General features: G+C 61.5%; 13 protein-coding genes. 2 read left to right on the top strand and 11 right to left on the bottom strand.

Annotation, left to right across the window (positions count from 1 at the left end; all coding sequences use genetic code 11):
• Nucleotide 1 precedes the first annotated feature (1 nt).
• The gene (gene rsmJ / locus ITX55_RS19170) at nucleotides 2–748 is read left to right on the top strand and encodes a 16S rRNA (guanine(1516)-N(2))-methyltransferase RsmJ (protein WP_033645355.1); all 747 of its coding nucleotides are present in this window, start codon (nucleotides 2–4) and stop codon (nucleotides 746–748) included.
• Nucleotides 749–776: 28 nt separating this feature from the next.
• On the opposite strand, the gene ITX55_RS19165 is transcribed toward rsmJ, so the two are convergent.
• From ITX55_RS19165 to ITX55_RS19120, 10 genes are all read right to left on the bottom strand, one after another.
• Entirely contained in the window at nucleotides 777–1,376 is a 600-nt protein-coding gene (locus ITX55_RS19165) for an SIS domain-containing protein (RefSeq protein ID WP_069100177.1), read from the bottom strand.
• A complete protein-coding gene (locus ITX55_RS19160; protein ID WP_004931001.1) occupies nucleotides 1,376–3,013 on the bottom strand; it encodes an FGGY-family carbohydrate kinase in 1,638 nt (545 codons plus the stop codon). Before ITX55_RS19160 ends, ITX55_RS19165 begins: the two co-directional genes overlap by 1 nt.
• 10 nt (nucleotides 3,014–3,023) lie before the next feature.
• A complete protein-coding gene (locus ITX55_RS19155) occupies nucleotides 3,024–3,977 on the bottom strand; it encodes an ABC transporter permease (protein ID WP_016930441.1) in 954 nt (317 codons plus the stop codon).
• Nucleotide 3,978: 1 nt separating this feature from the next.
• Nucleotides 3,979–4,968, bottom strand: coding sequence for an ABC transporter permease (locus tag ITX55_RS19150; RefSeq protein WP_015379367.1), 990 nt, complete (start codon nucleotides 4,966–4,968; stop codon nucleotides 3,979–3,981).
• The gene (locus tag ITX55_RS19145; RefSeq protein ID WP_123062032.1) at nucleotides 4,961–6,460 is read right to left on the bottom strand and encodes a sugar ABC transporter ATP-binding protein; all 1,500 of its coding nucleotides are present in this window, start codon (nucleotides 6,458–6,460) and stop codon (nucleotides 4,961–4,963) included. Before ITX55_RS19145 ends, ITX55_RS19150 begins: the two co-directional genes overlap by 8 nt.
• Before the next feature lie 105 nt (nucleotides 6,461–6,565).
• A complete protein-coding gene (locus ITX55_RS19140; protein ID WP_033636379.1) occupies nucleotides 6,566–7,552 on the bottom strand; it encodes an autoinducer 2 ABC transporter substrate-binding protein in 987 nt (328 codons plus the stop codon).
• 329 nt (nucleotides 7,553–7,881) lie between these two features.
• The gene (gdhA, locus tag ITX55_RS19135; RefSeq protein ID WP_021505207.1) at nucleotides 7,882–9,225 is read right to left on the bottom strand and encodes an NADP-specific glutamate dehydrogenase; all 1,344 of its coding nucleotides are present in this window, start codon (nucleotides 9,223–9,225) and stop codon (nucleotides 7,882–7,884) included.
• Nucleotides 9,226–9,425: 200 nt separating this feature from the next.
• Complete coding sequence (gene uspA, locus ITX55_RS19130; protein WP_004930988.1) at nucleotides 9,426–9,863, bottom strand: universal stress protein UspA; 438 nt, start codon at nucleotides 9,861–9,863, stop codon at nucleotides 9,426–9,428.
• A 267-nt stretch (nucleotides 9,864–10,130) separates the two neighbouring features.
• Nucleotides 10,131–11,039, bottom strand: a complete 909-nt coding sequence (locus tag ITX55_RS19125) for a LysR family transcriptional regulator (RefSeq protein ID WP_042785536.1) — start codon at nucleotides 11,037–11,039, stop codon at nucleotides 10,131–10,133.
• A 104-nt stretch (nucleotides 11,040–11,143) separates the two neighbouring features.
• Entirely contained in the window at nucleotides 11,144–11,917 is a 774-nt protein-coding gene (locus tag ITX55_RS19120) for an SDR family oxidoreductase (protein WP_033645349.1), read from the bottom strand.
• A gap of 434 nt (nucleotides 11,918–12,351) precedes the next feature.
• Here ITX55_RS19120 and uspB point away from each other — a divergent pair, with 434 nt between their 5' ends.
• Nucleotides 12,352–12,687, top strand: a complete 336-nt coding sequence (gene uspB / locus ITX55_RS19115) for a universal stress protein UspB (RefSeq protein WP_004930978.1) — start codon at nucleotides 12,352–12,354, stop codon at nucleotides 12,685–12,687.
• A gap of 73 nt (nucleotides 12,688–12,760) precedes the next feature.
• Here uspB and pitA read toward each other — a convergent pair whose 3' ends face one another.
• Nucleotides 12,761–14,263, bottom strand: coding sequence for an inorganic phosphate transporter PitA (gene pitA, locus ITX55_RS19110; RefSeq protein ID WP_033645348.1), 1,503 nt, complete (start codon nucleotides 14,261–14,263; stop codon nucleotides 12,761–12,763).
• Nucleotides 14,264–14,483 lie beyond the last annotated feature (220 nt).

The raw sequence follows: 14,483 nt of genomic DNA, 5'->3' as shown, positions 1-14,483 counted from the left end.
CGTGAGCGTGTGTTTATTGTGTGAAGCAGGCGCCGATCCCGGCGCCTTGTCTGTTTTGGCGCAGCGCTGGCGGCTGACGTCCGACGACGATGCGCCGATGGCGCTGGTACTGACCCCGCAGCGGCTGGAGCTGCGCAAGCGCGACGAGCCGAAGCTCGGCGGGATCTACGTCGATTTCGTCTCCGGCGCCATGGCGCACCGGCGCCGTTTCGGCGGCGGCCGCGGCGAGGCGGTGGCCAAGGCGGTCGGCATCAAGGGCAGCTACCTGCCGGACGTGGTGGACGCCACCGCCGGGCTGGGGCGCGACGCCTTCGTGCTGGCGGCGCTGGGCTGCCGGGTGCGGATGCTGGAGCGCAATCCGGTGGTGGCGGCGTTGCTGGACGATGGCCTGCAGCGCGGCTATCAGGATGCGGAAATCGGCCCGTGGCTGCGCGATCGTCTGACGCTGCTGCACGCCTCCAGCCTGACGGCGTTGGCGGATCTCAGCCCGCGCCCGGAGGTGGTGTATCTCGATCCGATGTTCCCGCACAAGCAGAAAAGCGCGCTGGTGAAGAAAGAGATGCGGGTGTTCCAATCGCTGGTGGGCAGCGACGATGACGCCGACGGCCTGCTGGAACCGGCGCGCCGTTTGGCGACCAAGCGCGTGGTGGTGAAACGCCCGGACTACGCGCCGCCGCTGGCCGACGTGCCGGCGCACGCCGCCACGCTGACCAAAAGCCACCGTTTCGATATCTACATGCCGCTGTAATGTCAGCCGGGCCCGCCTTGTCGGGCCCTCAGTTTTCCTCCCGCAAACTTTTCCCCACGCCGCCGCCCGGATGCACCGCCAGCAAGGCGGCCTTGTCATAGCCGCTGCGCGTCATCAGGCAGGCGCAGGCGGCGTCGAAGATCGCCAACACCAGCACAATCGAGGTGGTGGCCAGCATGTTCAGCGGATCTATCTCCTTTTGCACCCCGGTGGCGATCGTCAGCTGCGCCGCCTGCGCGATGGCGGAGTGCGGGTTTTCCGTCACCGCGATCAGCGTCACTCCCTTGGCCTGCAGCGTCGGCAGCAGGCGGGTCAGCTCGTCGGAATTGCCGCCGCGCGAGATCAGGATCAGCAGATCGTCGGCGCGCAGGAAGCCCAGATCGCCGTGCGCCGCGCCGGTGGCGTCGAGATAGACCGCCGGCCGCTCCACGCAGGCCAGCATATGGGCTATCTTGCGCGCCGCAATCCCCGAGGTGCCGACGCCGGTGACGGCGATTTTACCGCGGCAGTCGGCCAGCAGCGCCAGCAGCCGTTGCCAGGTGCGCGCATCGAGGCGTTCGCCCAGCTGCGCCAGCTCCTGGCTGTAGGTTTGCCAGCCCTGCACGGCCTGCCGCCACTCTTGCTGCATCACGCCTCCTCCTGCATCAACCGGCGGTATTTCATGTGGTCGTTGTACAGCTCGTGGAACACCCGGTATTTGCGATCGTAGTAGCTTTTTATCTGGTTGGTCTGCGGCGTCACCGTCTTGCCGATGCGGCTCATGGCGCTCATCGCCTCCGGCAAGGTGTCGAACACGCCGGCCGCCACGGTGCCCATCATCGCGCCGCCCAGCAGCATCGCTTCGCTCTCCTCCGGCAGCAGCATGGCGCAACCGGTGGCGTTGGCGTGCTCCTGCACGAAGATCGGGTTCTTGGTGCCGCCGCCGCTGGCCATGATGGTGTCGATGCTGTAGCCGCTGTGGTTCATGGTTTCGATGATGTGGCGGGTGCCGAGCGCGATGGCCTGAATGGTGGCCAGGTAGTGCAGCGCCATGTCCTCCGGCGTGCGCGACAGCTTCAGCCCGGTCAGGATGCCGGTCAGCGTCGGGTTGGCGCGCGGCGAGCGGTTGCCGTGGAAGTACGGCAGCATGTGAATGTCCTGCGTCAGGAAGGCGATGTTCTCCGGCTCGCCGGCCATGCGGCGCAGAATGGCGTTCAGCACCTCATAGATGGTCTGGCCCTGAGTTTTCGCCTGCGCCAGCAGCTCCTGATAGCACGGGTGCGACTGGATGACGTGGTCGATCAGCGCGCCGGTGGCGGACTGGCCGCCTTCGTTCAACCAGTATTCCGGCAGGATCGCCGAGTAATACGGCCCCCAGACGCCGCCGATAAAGCGCGCGGTGCGCGACATCGCCATATGGCCGGTGGAGGTGCCGCCGATCAGCGCGACGCGGCGGTTGAAGTCGGCCACCTCGCCGGAGACGCCGGTGGCGCCCAGCGTGCCGAGGGTGCCGGCGTGGGCGTCGATGATTGACACGCTCACCGCCGTGCCGGCGATCAGCCCCATCTCGCTGGCGGCGCGCTGAGTCAGGCCGTGGCCCAGCGGCTCGCCCATCATTTTAACGTCGCTGCCGATCTTGGCCGCGTCGTGTTCCAGCACGTCTTCCAGCCCGATCTGCTGGAAGTAGCTCTTGTCCCAACGCTGCTCGTGGCCGAGATAGGTCCACTTGCACACCGTCGAGCACAGCGAGCGGGTGGCGTCCTGGGTGGCGCGCCAGGTGAGGAAGTCCGGCAGATCGAACAGGTAACCGGCGTTGGCCCAGGTGGTGGGCATGTGTTGCTTCAGCCACAGCAGTTTCGGCGTCTGCATCTCCGGCGAAATGATGCCGCCGACGAAGTCCAGCACCCGGTGTTTGGTGGCGTTGATGCGCTCGGCCTGGGCGATCGCCCGGTGATCCATCCATACGATGATGTTCTGCTCGGTGCGGCCGGAGGGGCTGACGGTCAGCGGTTTGCCTTCTTTATCCAGCACCACCAGCGAACAGGTGGCGTCGAAGCCCAGCCCTTTGACCTGGATCGGGTTGATGTCGGCCTGGTTGACCGCGTCGCGCACCGCATTGCACACCGCCTGCCAGATGTTATCCGACGACTGCTCGACGAAATCCGCCTTCGGCCGGTACAGATCGATGGCCCGGCTGGCCTGGCCGACCATGCGGCCATTGAGATCGAATACGCCTGCGCGCGCGCTTCCGGTGCCCACATCTACGCCAATAAAATAGCTCGCCATTATTTTCTCCTCAGGCTTTTCGATTCTGTAACGCGATAAACAGGATCAGCACGCCGCCCCACAGGGCCATGGTCAGGTAGCTGCTGACCCCCAGCAAATTAAGGCCGCTTTCCAACATTTGCAGCACGATCAGCGCCAGCACCAACCCCAGAATGCGGCCGAAGCCGCCGTCCGGGTTAATGCCGCCCAGCACCGAGGCCAGAATGGTCACCAACAGATAAGATTCGCCGTAGCCGGCCTTGGCCGAGTTGAACTTGGCCATCATCAGCAGGGCGGCGCCCCAGCCGAGCAGCGCCGACAGGATATACACCGCGATCTGCACCCGCGCGGTGTTCACGCCGCTGAAGCGGGTGGCCTGCTCGTTGGAGCCGATCAGGTACAGGCTGCGCCCCAGCGTGGTGTGCTCCAGCAGCAGCCACAGACCCACCGCCACCAGCAGGAACAGGATCAGCGCCACCGGCACGCCGAGCACGGCGCCGTTGCCGAGAAATTGAATCGCCGCCGGGAAGCCGGAGATCACCGCGCCGTTGGACAGCAGAATATTCAGGCCGGTGATCAGGGTCATGGTGCCGAGCGAGGCGAGGATGGGCGAGACGCCTATCCAGGCTACCAGCGCGCCGTTGAGCGCGCCGATCGCCACCGCCACCAGCAGGCCGGCCAACAGCGCCAGCGCCAGGAACAGCGGCTGGTCGGGATGGCTGACGATGATCGCCGCCATCACCAGCGAACAGGCGTTGGCGCCGGCGATGATCGACAGGTTGATGCCGCCGGTCAGCATGGTGATGCCCATGCCGAGCGCCAGCAGGCCGAGGATCGGCAGCTGCGAGGCGATCGACTGGAAGTTGCCGAGGCTGAAGAAGCGCGATCCGAGCAGCCCGGCGAACAGCAGCGCCACCGCGATGATGATCGCGCCCTGCAGGCGAATGATCCGATCGTTTGGGATCAACCGAGTTAACTGCGTCATGTCAGATCTCCTTGAGCAGCTTGCGTTTTTCGTTCCAGGCGGTGGTGCTGATGCTGATCAAAATGATCGCGCCGCTGAATACCTGGTGCCAATAGGCCGAGACGCTGAGCAGCGTCAGCCCGTTTTGCAGGAAGGCCAGCAGCACCACGCCGAGCAGGGTGCCGGTCAACGATCCGCGGCCGCCGCTCATGCTGGTGCCGCCCAGCACCACCGCCGCCAATACCGTCAGCTCGAAGCCGAGCAGCGAGTTGGGCGCCACCGACTGGGTGATCTGCGCCTGCACCACCGCCGCGACGCCGGCCAGAATGCCCATATAGCCGTAGACGCAGAAGTGCAGCCGCAGCAGGTTCAACCCCAGGCGCGACGCCGCGTCGCGGTTGCCGCCCATGGCGTAGATCTGGCGCCCCAGCCGGGTGCGGTTCATCAGCACGCCGGTGACGACGATGGTCGCCAGCAGGCACAGCAGCGGCAGCGTCAGGCCGTAGTCGTAACCGTCGGCGCCCTGGAACGAGAACCAGTTGATGCCGTTCATGAACCAGTCCGGGAAGCCGTACAGCCAGGTGCCGTTGGTGGCGTACACCAGCAGGCCGTAGAACAGGTTAAGGGTAGCGATGGTGATGATGATCGCCGGCACTTTCAGCCAGTACACCAGGAAACCGTTCACCAGCCCGAGCAGCAGGCCGACGCCAATCGCCAGGGCGAACGCCAGCGGGAAGCTGCCGCCGTGCTGGATCACCCAACTGGCCATCACATACTGCGCGATGGCGGTGACCGCCGGGAACGAAATGTCGATGCCGCCGGCGATCAGCACCACGAACAGCCCGCAGGCCAGGATGCCGAGAATGGCGTAGCTGGTGGCGACGTCGGTCAGGTTGCCGAGCGTCAGAAACTCATCGGTGCCGGCGCTCAGGCCGATCGCCAGCAGCAGCACCAGCAGGCCGAGATAAAACTCGTGCCGCCCGGCCAGGCGGGCCAATAATGACTTATCCATTCACCACCTCGGCGATCTGTTGTTCGGTACTCTGGTGCGGCGCGAATTCGGCGATCAGCTCGCCTTTGCGCATCACCATCACCCGATGGCTGTTGTAATAGGCTTCCGGGATCTCGTCGCAGATCATCAGCACCGCCATGCCCAGCTGCGCCAGATCGCGGGCGATCTGATAGATCCCCTCTTTGTTGGCGATGTCGACGCCGACGGTGGGCGAGTCGAGGATCAGGATCTTCGGCTGGGTCGCGACCCATTTGGCGATGGCGATGCGCTGGGCGTTGCCGCCGGACAGGGTTTTCACCGGCAATGCGCTGTCGGACACCTTGATGTTCAAATCGCGGATCAGCCGGTTGACCAGCTCGGTCGCCTTGGCGTGATCCAGCAGCCCGAGCGAGGTATGCAGCCGATCGAAGACGGTGACGATGGTGTTGTCGTAGATCGATTGCTCCATGATCAATCCCTGCGTCAGACGATCTTCCGACACGTAGCCGATGCCGTGGCGCACCGCTTCGCGGTTGTTGTGCAGCTGCACCGACCGGCCCTCGATGCGGATCTCGCCGCTGTCCGGCCGCGTCATGCCGAACAGGCTGAGGCACAGTTCGGTGCGGCCGGCGCCGAGCAGGCCGACGATCGAGACGATCTCGCCGCCGCGCAGCGCCAGATTGACGTTGCGGTATTTCTCGCCGCGGCTGAGGTTGCGCACCTCGAGCAGCGGCGCCTGTTCGGCCGGCGGCAGCGGGGGCAGCGGGCTGTAATGGAAGCGTTGGCCGGTCATCAGGAACGCCAGTTCATGGCTGTCCAGTTCGCTGGCCGGCCAGGTGCCCACCAGCTTGCCGTCGCGCATCACGCTGATGCGATCGGCGACTTCCATCACTTCGTCCAATCTGTGGCTGACGAACACCACGCAGATGCCGGCCGCCTTCAGTTCGTTGACCACCCGCAGCAGGCCGTCGACTTCCTGGCGGGTCAGCGAGGCGGTCGGTTCGTCCATGATAACCAACCGCGCTTCGGCGGCGATGGCGCGACAAATCGCCACCAGCTGCCGATCGGCGATCGACAGTTTTTCCACTTTTTTATCGGGATCGATGTGTACGCCGACCCGCGCCATGGCGTCCAGCGCCGTCTGGCGCATCACCCGCTTGCGCACCCAGAAGTGGCCGCCGGGCAGGTAACGGTGGATGGCGATGTTTTCCGCCACCGTCAGGTTAGGGAACAGCGACAGGTCCTGGTAGATCACCTGTATGCCGTAATAACCGGACAGCTGCGGCGTCAGGGCGTGGAAGAGTTTGCCTTCCAGCGAAATATTGGCGCCTTTTTCCGGCTGATAGACGCCGGAGATGATTTTAATGATGGTGCTTTTGCCGCAGCCGTTTTGCCCGGCCAGGCAGTGCACTTCGCCTTTATTCAGCGTCAGGTTGATCTGGTCTAATGCCAGCACGCCTGGGAATCGCTTGCTGATATTCTCCAGGGTGATAAATGCGGGGGAGGCTGTCATAACGTTAACCTGTGCTTGCGTAGCGGCCGAAGCCCTGGGCGCAGCAACGCTGCGCCCCTACGAGGGTTTAACTACTTTCCCGGTGTGGCGAAATTACGCGAAAAATCAGAATCCGAGCGATTGGGCGTTGTCTTTGGTCACTTCCAAAATCTTATTAAACCGAATCACTTTGTGTTCCATATCGACGTCGGCTTTGCCGAGGCCCTCGATCGACAGGTCCTTATTCACTTCTTTGCCCTGCAGCAGCTGGTCGGCCACCGTCACCAGCGCATAACCGGCGTCTTTCGGATCCCACAGCAGCGCTTTCTTGATGTCGCCGCGCATCAGGTAAGGAGCGGCCTGCGCCGGCATGGCGATGCCCACCACCGCGATTTTGTCCTTGGCGCGTTTCTTGGCCACCGCCTGGCCGGCGCCGATTGGGCCGAGCGAACCGAAGCCGATGATGCCCTTCATCTGCGGATAGGTTTTCATCAGATCCAGCGTGGTGGCGTAGGATTTGTCGATGCTTTCCGCCACCGGCAAGCGCGAGGTGACTTCAAACATGTCCGGGTATTTTTCTTTCTGGTATTTGATGGCGGAATCGGCCCAGGCGTTGTGCAGCGGCACGGTCAGCGAGCCGACGTAGATCGCGTAGCCGCCTTTGCCGCCCATGTCTTTCGCCAGCTCATCGACGTTGGCCTGCGCGTATTTCTCGCTGTCGATGGTCTCGATGTCCCACTGGCCGATCTGCTGGTCCGGGGATTCATGGGTCAGCACCACGATGCCTTTGTCGCGCGCTTTTTTCAGCACCGGCTCCAGCACCTTGGCGTCGTTCGGCACCACGATGATGGCGTTGACGTTCTTGGCGATCAGATCCTCAATCACCTTGACCTGCGCGGCCGGATCCGGCGTAGACGGGCCGGTCTGGTAAGCGTTGACGTCGAGTTTTTTCGCCGCTTCGTTGACGCCCACTTCCATGCGGTTGAACCACGGAATGCCGGTCACTTTGGCGACCACGGCAATCTCATATTTATCAGCGGCGAACACAGGTGTTGTCGATAACATGCACGCAGAAACCACACATGCATTTAATAATGCGAGGTTAAATTTCATTAGCTGTACCTTTTTTTATCTGTAGGGGTGGCGGTTTTTCCACCGCTGCAGATTACAAAGGAATGGAAGAGGGGGCGTAGCCGAAGTTAATGAAATGTGATCTGCGCACATTTAAGTAAAATACTGGCGCATTTAGTGTTAAATAAATGTTTAATTATTTGGTGGTGGTAAATTTACTACCAATTAAACGGCCATAAATAACTTTTTATTAACTTTTAATTAACGCTTGCGCATCATTTTGATGGCTTGGACGCGGAAAAAAATGCCGGCGCAGAGGCCGGCATTGAAGCATTTAATCGATGTGTGAACAAGATCACCTTTGCGCCCGATTACAGCACGCCCTGGGCCAGCATCGCCTCCGCAACCTTAACGAAACCGGCGATATTCGCGCCGTGTACATAGTGGGTTTGCTTGCCCTCGCCGCCGTATTCCACGCAGGCATGGTGAATATCCGCCATGATATGTTGTAAACGTACATCCACTTTTTCCGCCCGCCAGCCGATGCGCGCGGCGTTTTGCGCCATCTCCAGCCCCGAGGTGGCCACGCCGCCGGCGTTGGCCGCCTTGCCGGGCGCGAACAGCACCCCGGCGTCGAGGAAGGCGTCGGTGGCCTGGATGGTGGTCGGCATGTTGGCGCCTTCCGCCACCGCTTTCACCCCGTTGCGGATCAGCGTCTGCGCCGCCTCGAGATCCAGTTCGTTCTGGGTGGCGCACGGCAGGGCGATATCCACCGGCACGTTCCACGGCTGCTGGCCCGCCAGGTAGGTCAGGCCGCGTTCGCGGGCGTAGTCCGCCACCCGGCCGTAGCGCTGGTTTTTGATCTCCGCCAGGTGCGCCAGCTTCTCGGTGGTGAAGCCGTCTTCGTCCACCAGAGTGCCGCCGGAATCCGACACGGTGATCACGCGCGCGTCCAGCTCCAACGCTTTCTCGATGGTGTACTGCGCCACGTTGCCGGAGCCGGATACCGCCACCCGCATCCCCTCAAAGCCCAGGCCGTGGCGCTGCAGCATGGCGTCGGTAAAGTACACCAGGCCGTAGCCGGTCGCCTCGGGGCGGATCAGGCTGCCGCCGAAGGAGAGCCCTTTGCCGGTAAACACGCAGGCGGTGTTGTTGGACAGTTTCTTCATCATGCCGGCCATAAAGCCGACTTCACGGCCGCCGACGCCGATGTCGCCGGCCGGCACGTCGGTGTCCGGGCCCAAGTGGCGATACAGCTCGGTCATCAGCGCCTGGCAGAAACGCATGATCTCGCCCTGGCTTTTGCCTTTCGGATCGAAATCGGAGCCGCCTTTGCCGCCGCCCATCGGCAGGGTGGTCAGCGCATTCTTGAAGGTCTGCTCAAAGCCGAGGAACTTCAGGATCGACAGGTTTACCGACGGGTGGAAGCGCATGCCGCCCTTGTAGGGGCCGATGGCCGAGTTGAACTGGACGCGAAAGGCGCGATTGACCTGCACCTGGCCGCGATCGTCCACCCAGCTGACGCGGAACTGAATGATGCGCTCGGGCTCCACCAGGCGCTCCAGCAGCGCCTGTTCGCGATAGCGCGGGTTGCGCTCGATAAATGGCCACAGCGAGGTGAACACTTCGCGCACGGCCTGCAGATATTCCGGCTGGTGGGGGTTATGGCGTTGTAACGAGGACAGGAAAGACTCTACCGATACGGCATATTCCATGGATAACTCCTTTTAGCATTAAATTTTCCCCCGCTATTTCTTATAGATTTGGGTATAGGTGATGCTCGGGGGAGGATGTTGTGTCTTTAGCGACTATATCATCGGAGGGCGGTTGATTATCAAGCGATTAATCGGCGTGGCGGCATGAAAAACGCCCGCAGGGCGCGGGCGTTGGGCAGTTAAGTTAGCAAGCGCTTACTTTATTCGTCTTCTTCGTCGCGCAGCGGCACGATCAGCATATCGATGTGCACGGTATTGATCAGCTGGCGAGCGGAAGACATCAGTTTGCTCCAGAAGTCCTGGTGGTGGCCGCACAGCACCAGATCCATGTCGTATTTCTTGATGGCGTCCACCAGCACCTGCGCCAGATCGCCGCTGCCGCTCAGGGTCTCGGTGATCGGGTAGCCGGCGTTTTGCGACAGCTCGGTCAGCGCCTGGTGGGTTTCTTCAGAGATGCGCTTTTGCATGTCGCCGAGATTGACGTCGATAAGGCCAGTATAGAGATCGGAATAGTTGACATCGACGTGGATCAGAGAAACTTTGGCGTTATACGGCCGCGCCATAGAGACGGCTTTTTCTACCAGGATCTTGCTTTCCGGGGATAGGTCTACCGCGATCAATATGTGTTTGTAAGCCATAAGAATACTCCTTCCATAAACATGCCGATTAAAAAGGGTTAGCAGGCGTTCCGTGTACCCGCCTGGCGCTTTTGGTTCCATAGTATCATTCGGATAACGCAATGATATGTTGGGGCGATCACACTGCGCCGCATCGAAAATCTCTGCGCACGATACCTTTCGTTGTACACCCGCGCGGCGAAAAAGCCTAAGGGTTATGCGGGTTTTAACGGTCTGACCGCTTGAATTATAAGCGTTATTAAACAAAGTATAGCGCTAAATGTGCAATCAGCGCTCCAGATGCGGTTGCAGCAGGCTTTCAAACCACTCGTGAAACACCGCCAAACGGCGGGAACGCTGGCGGCGATGGGGGTAGATCAGGGCGATCGGCATGGAGGCGGCGCGGTAACCGGGCAGGACTTCCACCAGTTCACCGGCGTCGAGCAGGTGTTGCACGTCGTAGCGCGGGATTTGCATCAATCCCAGCCCGGCGCGGCAGCAGGCGATATAGCTTTCGGCGTTGTTGACCACCACCCGGCTGGGCAAGTCGAGCCGCTGGGTGTGCCCGTCGCCGGTCAGGTATTCCCAGGGGGATTCGCGGCCGGTTTTGGGCGAGGCGTAGCCGATGCTCCAGTGCCCCTCGGCGAGATCGGCGGGATGAAGAGGATGGCCGAATTCGCTCAGGTAGGCGGGGCTGGCGCAGTTGATCAGCGCGATATGGCCGAGCGGGCGCATCACCAGGCTGCTGTCGTGCAGATCGCCGACGCGCACCGCGCAGTCGACCCCTTCCTGCACCAGATCGATGGCGCGATCGGCGGAGCCGAGCACCAGCTGCAGATGAGGGTGGCGCCGCAGCAGGCTGGGCAGCGCCGGCGCGATCAGCCGACGGGCGATGCGGCTCGGCACATCGACGCTGAGCCGCCCGGAGGCCTGCCGTTGGCTGGCCTGAAACGACTGATCGATATCCTCCACCTCGGCCAGCAGCGGGCGCAGCCGTTCGAGCAGCTGTTCGCCGTCGGCGGTCAGCCGCACTTGCCGTGTGGTGCGGTGCAGCAGGCGCACGCCCAGCTGCGTTTCCAGTTGCTGAACGGCGGCGGACACCGAGGCGCGCGGCACCTCCAGCGCATGGGCCGCCCGGATAAAGCTGCCCATCTCCGCCACCTGCACGAATACGCGGTATTGATTGAATCTGTCCATCTCGTTGACCTGCTGTTCCTTGGCGCCGTTTCTGACAGAGAGTGTAGCCGCATGGCGCGGTTGCGCGCGAGCAGGTGCGGGGGCGATAGGTGCCCCCGCCGGGTTTATTTGGTGGTGTAGCCGCCGTTGATCAGGATGGTTTGGCCGGTTATCCACCAGCCGTCGCTGACCAGATGACGGATGAACGGCACCACGTCTTCGATATCGGTCAGGCCGGTTTGGCTGAATGGCGACAGCGCCGCCGCCGTCTTGTGGTAGGCCACGGCGTCCGCGCCTTCCGCCGGGTAGAAGAACGGGGTATCCATCGGGCCGGGGCCGACCGCCGTCACGGAGATGCCGCGCTCGCCGAACTCCTTGGCGGCGGCGCGGGTGAAGTGCTCCACCGGCGCTTTGGTGCCGGCGTAAGCGGCGTAGAACGGCGTGAAGGCGCCGAGCAGCGAGGTGACCAGCGTGCAGATTTTGCCGTTGTCGTTAAGGTGCTTACCCGCTTCTTTCAGGAAGAAGAACGCGGTTTTGGCGTTGACCGCGGTCATCTCGTCGTACTCGGCTTCGCTGATGTCGATCAGCGGCTTTTTCAGCACCTTGCCGACGGTATTGATGGCGATATCCGGCTTGCCGACGGCGGCGACAGCATCGGCGAACAGCTTCTCGACCGCGCCTGCGGTGGTCAGATCGGCCTGCAGCGCGACGCCTTGCGCCCCGGCGGCCTGAATGGCGGCGACGGTTTTCTCCGCCTCGGTTTTGGAGGCGGCGCTGTTGTAGTGGATCACCACCGCTTTGGCGCCTTGCTCAGCCAAATCGCGCGCGATCAGCCCGCCGAGGTTCTTGGCGCCGCCGGCGATCAGGACGGTTTTTCCCTTGATTGAATGGTTTGCCATAACAGTTTCCTTGGATAAGCGTAACGGAAACCTGAGTCTAGCCAGCGTGGGGGGAAAGATCAGCGGCGTGGCGCGGGATAGACTATCCATAAAAACAGCCTAATCGAAAACGGGCGGTTATCGCTTATAACGCCCCGGCAGGTGACTTTTCGGCACAGGGCGGTAAATTTTATCCACTGCTCAGGCCAGTTTGCGTTTCATTAACCTACAATGATGGATGTGGGCCTCATCATTTCTCCTCTGAGTAGAACCATGCCGTGCAAATCTCATCGTGCGGTGCGGCAACGTCTTCGGAGGCGGTGGGTTATGGGCGTGGCCCGTGCAGGCAAAAAAAGGGGATGAGAGCGGTAAGCTCCAGCAGAGTATCGGGTAATGAGGTAGGGCGGTTGGACCCGGCGGATGGCCGCGGATAACAACGCCTTGAGGGGGCAATCATGATCAGTACCGTCGCGCTGTTTTGGGCCTTGTGTGTGGTGTGTGTGGTTAACATGGTGCGGTATTACTCTTCTCTGCGCGCGCTGCTGGTGGTATTGCGCGGCTGTGACCCGCTGCTGTACCAATATGTCGACGGCGGCGGCTTCTTTACCGCCCACGGCCAACCCAGCAAGCAGCTGAGGCTGGTGCGTTATATTTTCGCGCAGCGCTATGTCGAGCACCACGATCCGGAGTTTATTCGCCGCTGCGAGCGGGTGCGCGGGCAGTTTATGCTGACTTCGGCCCTGTGCGGCCTGGTGGTCATCTGCCTGATAGCGATGATGATTTGGTATTAATGCCTTTCTGTTTCCCTTGATGCAGGCAAAAAAAAGGCGGCCATGCGGCCGCCTTCCTCATGATGCTTGTCGCTTAGATCAGCTTCAACGCGACCCAATACAGCGCACCGGAAAGCAGAATCGAGATTGGCAGGGTGAGCACCCAGGCCAACAGGATGTTCTTCACGGTTTTGCTCTGCACGCCGCCGCCGTCCACGATCATCGTCCCGGCAACCGCCGAAGAGAGAACGTGGGTGGTGGAGACCGGCATGCCGGTATAACTCGCCACGCCGATCGACAGCGCCGCGGTCATCTGGGCCGATACGCCCTGGGCGTAGGTCATGCCTTTCTTGCCGATCTTCTCGCCGATGGTGGTGGCTACGCGTTTCCAGCCCACCATGGTGCCGAGCGACAGCGCCAGCGCGACGGCGACGATGATCCACATCGGCGCGTACTCGACGGTCTGCAGCAGATCCTGACGCAGGTTCTTCAGGAAGCGCTGGTCGGCGGATGAGGTTTCCGGCAGCTTGGCGACTTTATCCGCCGTGTCGGTCACGCACATCAGCAGGCGGCGCAAATGGCTGCGCTGCTCAACCGTCAACTGATCGTAGCTTTGCAGGTTGGTCAGCATGCCCTGAGCCAGCTCGATCGCCGGCATGGCGCGCGAACTGTCGCAGTGGAACTCGGCCGGTTTGCCAGGCGTGGCTTCGTCATCCGGGCTTGGCACCAGCGGCGTCAACGACACCGCATGCGACAGCGCGTCGCCGTGCTGCTGGTAATATTGCTGCAGGTGGGTCACGGCGTCACGCGTACGGGTGATGTCATAACCGGTTGCATTCATATTGACCACGAAGCCGGCCGGCGCAACGCCGATCAGCACCAGCATGATAAGGCCGATGCCTTTCTGGCCGTCGTTGGCGCCGTGCGAGAAGCTGACGCCAATCGCCGACAGGATCAGCGCGATACGGGTCCAGAACGGCGGCTTGCGTTTGCCGTCGACCTTTTCACGTTCCGCAGGGGTCATGTGGATACGCTGGCGTTTCTTGGTGCCACTCCAATAGCGGCGCAAGGCGAACACCATCACTCCCGCCACCATCATGCCGACCAGCGGCGAGAACAGCAGAGAAAGGAAAATACCAATCATTTTCGGGACGTTAAGCGCATCCACCACCGAAGTGTGGGTCATCAGGGCGTTGGTTAAACCGACACCGATGATTGCGCCTATCAGCGTATGGGAACTGGACGCCGGCAGACCGAAATACCAGGTGCCGAGGTTCCAGATGATTGCCGCCAACAGCATGGAGAAGACCATGGCTAATCCGTGTGCTGAACTGACGTTCAACAACAGATCGGTAGGCAACAAGTGGACGATGGCGTAAGCAACACTCAAACCGCCGAGCATTACGCCAAGAAAGTTGAACAAACCTGCCATCACGACCGCAAGTTGCGAGCGCATGGCGCGGGTATAAATAACTGTAGCGACCGCATTGGCCGTATCATGAAAACCGTTGATGGCTTCATAAAACAACACGAACAACAATGCGAGAATTAACATCAGGCCGGTATGGAAATCCAGGCCAGCGAACAAATGCAGCATAAGCGTTACGCCAGTTTGTGGACATGAACGCCGCGCATTATCAGTGACAACCGGGGCCGGGGAAAAGGAAAATATGACGTTTTTTTGATTTGGACATGACGAAACGATGACGCGCCTATAACAAAAATATTGAATATCAACGCGTTATTCTCCTCTGACCTCTGTAATATTTTCTTACTGTGGCGTTGGCGGCGCCGGGGCTTTACAATCTTCCGCCGTG

It is taken from the genome of Serratia sp. EWG9, assembly GCF_019913725.1.
Lineage (GTDB): Bacteria > Pseudomonadota > Gammaproteobacteria > Enterobacterales > Enterobacteriaceae > Serratia > Serratia ureilytica.
Note: the sequence above shows the minus strand (reverse complement) of the source record. Positions and strands in the feature narration are given on the sequence as shown.

Coding starts and splice junctions, on each gene's coding strand:
- ITX55_RS19160 (WP_004931001.1), bottom strand. CDS start 3,013: ATGGCGAGCTATTTTATTGGCGTAGATGTGGGCACCGGAAGCGCGCGC.
- ITX55_RS19150 (WP_015379367.1), bottom strand. CDS start 4,968: ATGGATAAGTCATTATTGGCCCGCCTGGCCGGGCGGCACGAGTTTTAT.
- ITX55_RS19140 (WP_033636379.1), bottom strand. CDS start 7,552: ATGAAATTTAACCTCGCATTATTAAATGCATGTGTGGTTTCTGCGTGC.
- uspA (WP_004930988.1), bottom strand. CDS start 9,863: ATGGCTTACAAACACATATTGATCGCGGTAGACCTATCCCCGGAAAGC.
- pitA (WP_033645348.1), bottom strand. CDS start 14,263: ATGCTGCATTTGTTCGCTGGCCTGGATTTCCATACCGGCCTGATGTTA.
- ITX55_RS19125 (WP_042785536.1), bottom strand. CDS start 11,039: ATGGACAGATTCAATCAATACCGCGTATTCGTGCAGGTGGCGGAGATG.
- ITX55_RS19145 (WP_123062032.1), bottom strand. CDS start 6,460: ATGACAGCCTCCCCCGCATTTATCACCCTGGAGAATATCAGCAAGCGA.
- ITX55_RS19155 (WP_016930441.1), bottom strand. CDS start 3,977: ATGACGCAGTTAACTCGGTTGATCCCAAACGATCGGATCATTCGCCTG.
- ITX55_RS19165 (WP_069100177.1), bottom strand. CDS start 1,376: ATGCAGCAAGAGTGGCGGCAGGCCGTGCAGGGCTGGCAAACCTACAGC.
- gdhA (WP_021505207.1), bottom strand. CDS start 9,225: ATGGAATATGCCGTATCGGTAGAGTCTTTCCTGTCCTCGTTACAACGC.
- uspB (WP_004930978.1), top strand. CDS start 12,352: ATGATCAGTACCGTCGCGCTGTTTTGGGCCTTGTGTGTGGTGTGTGTG.
- ITX55_RS19120 (WP_033645349.1), bottom strand. CDS start 11,917: ATGGCAAACCATTCAATCAAGGGAAAAACCGTCCTGATCGCCGGCGGC.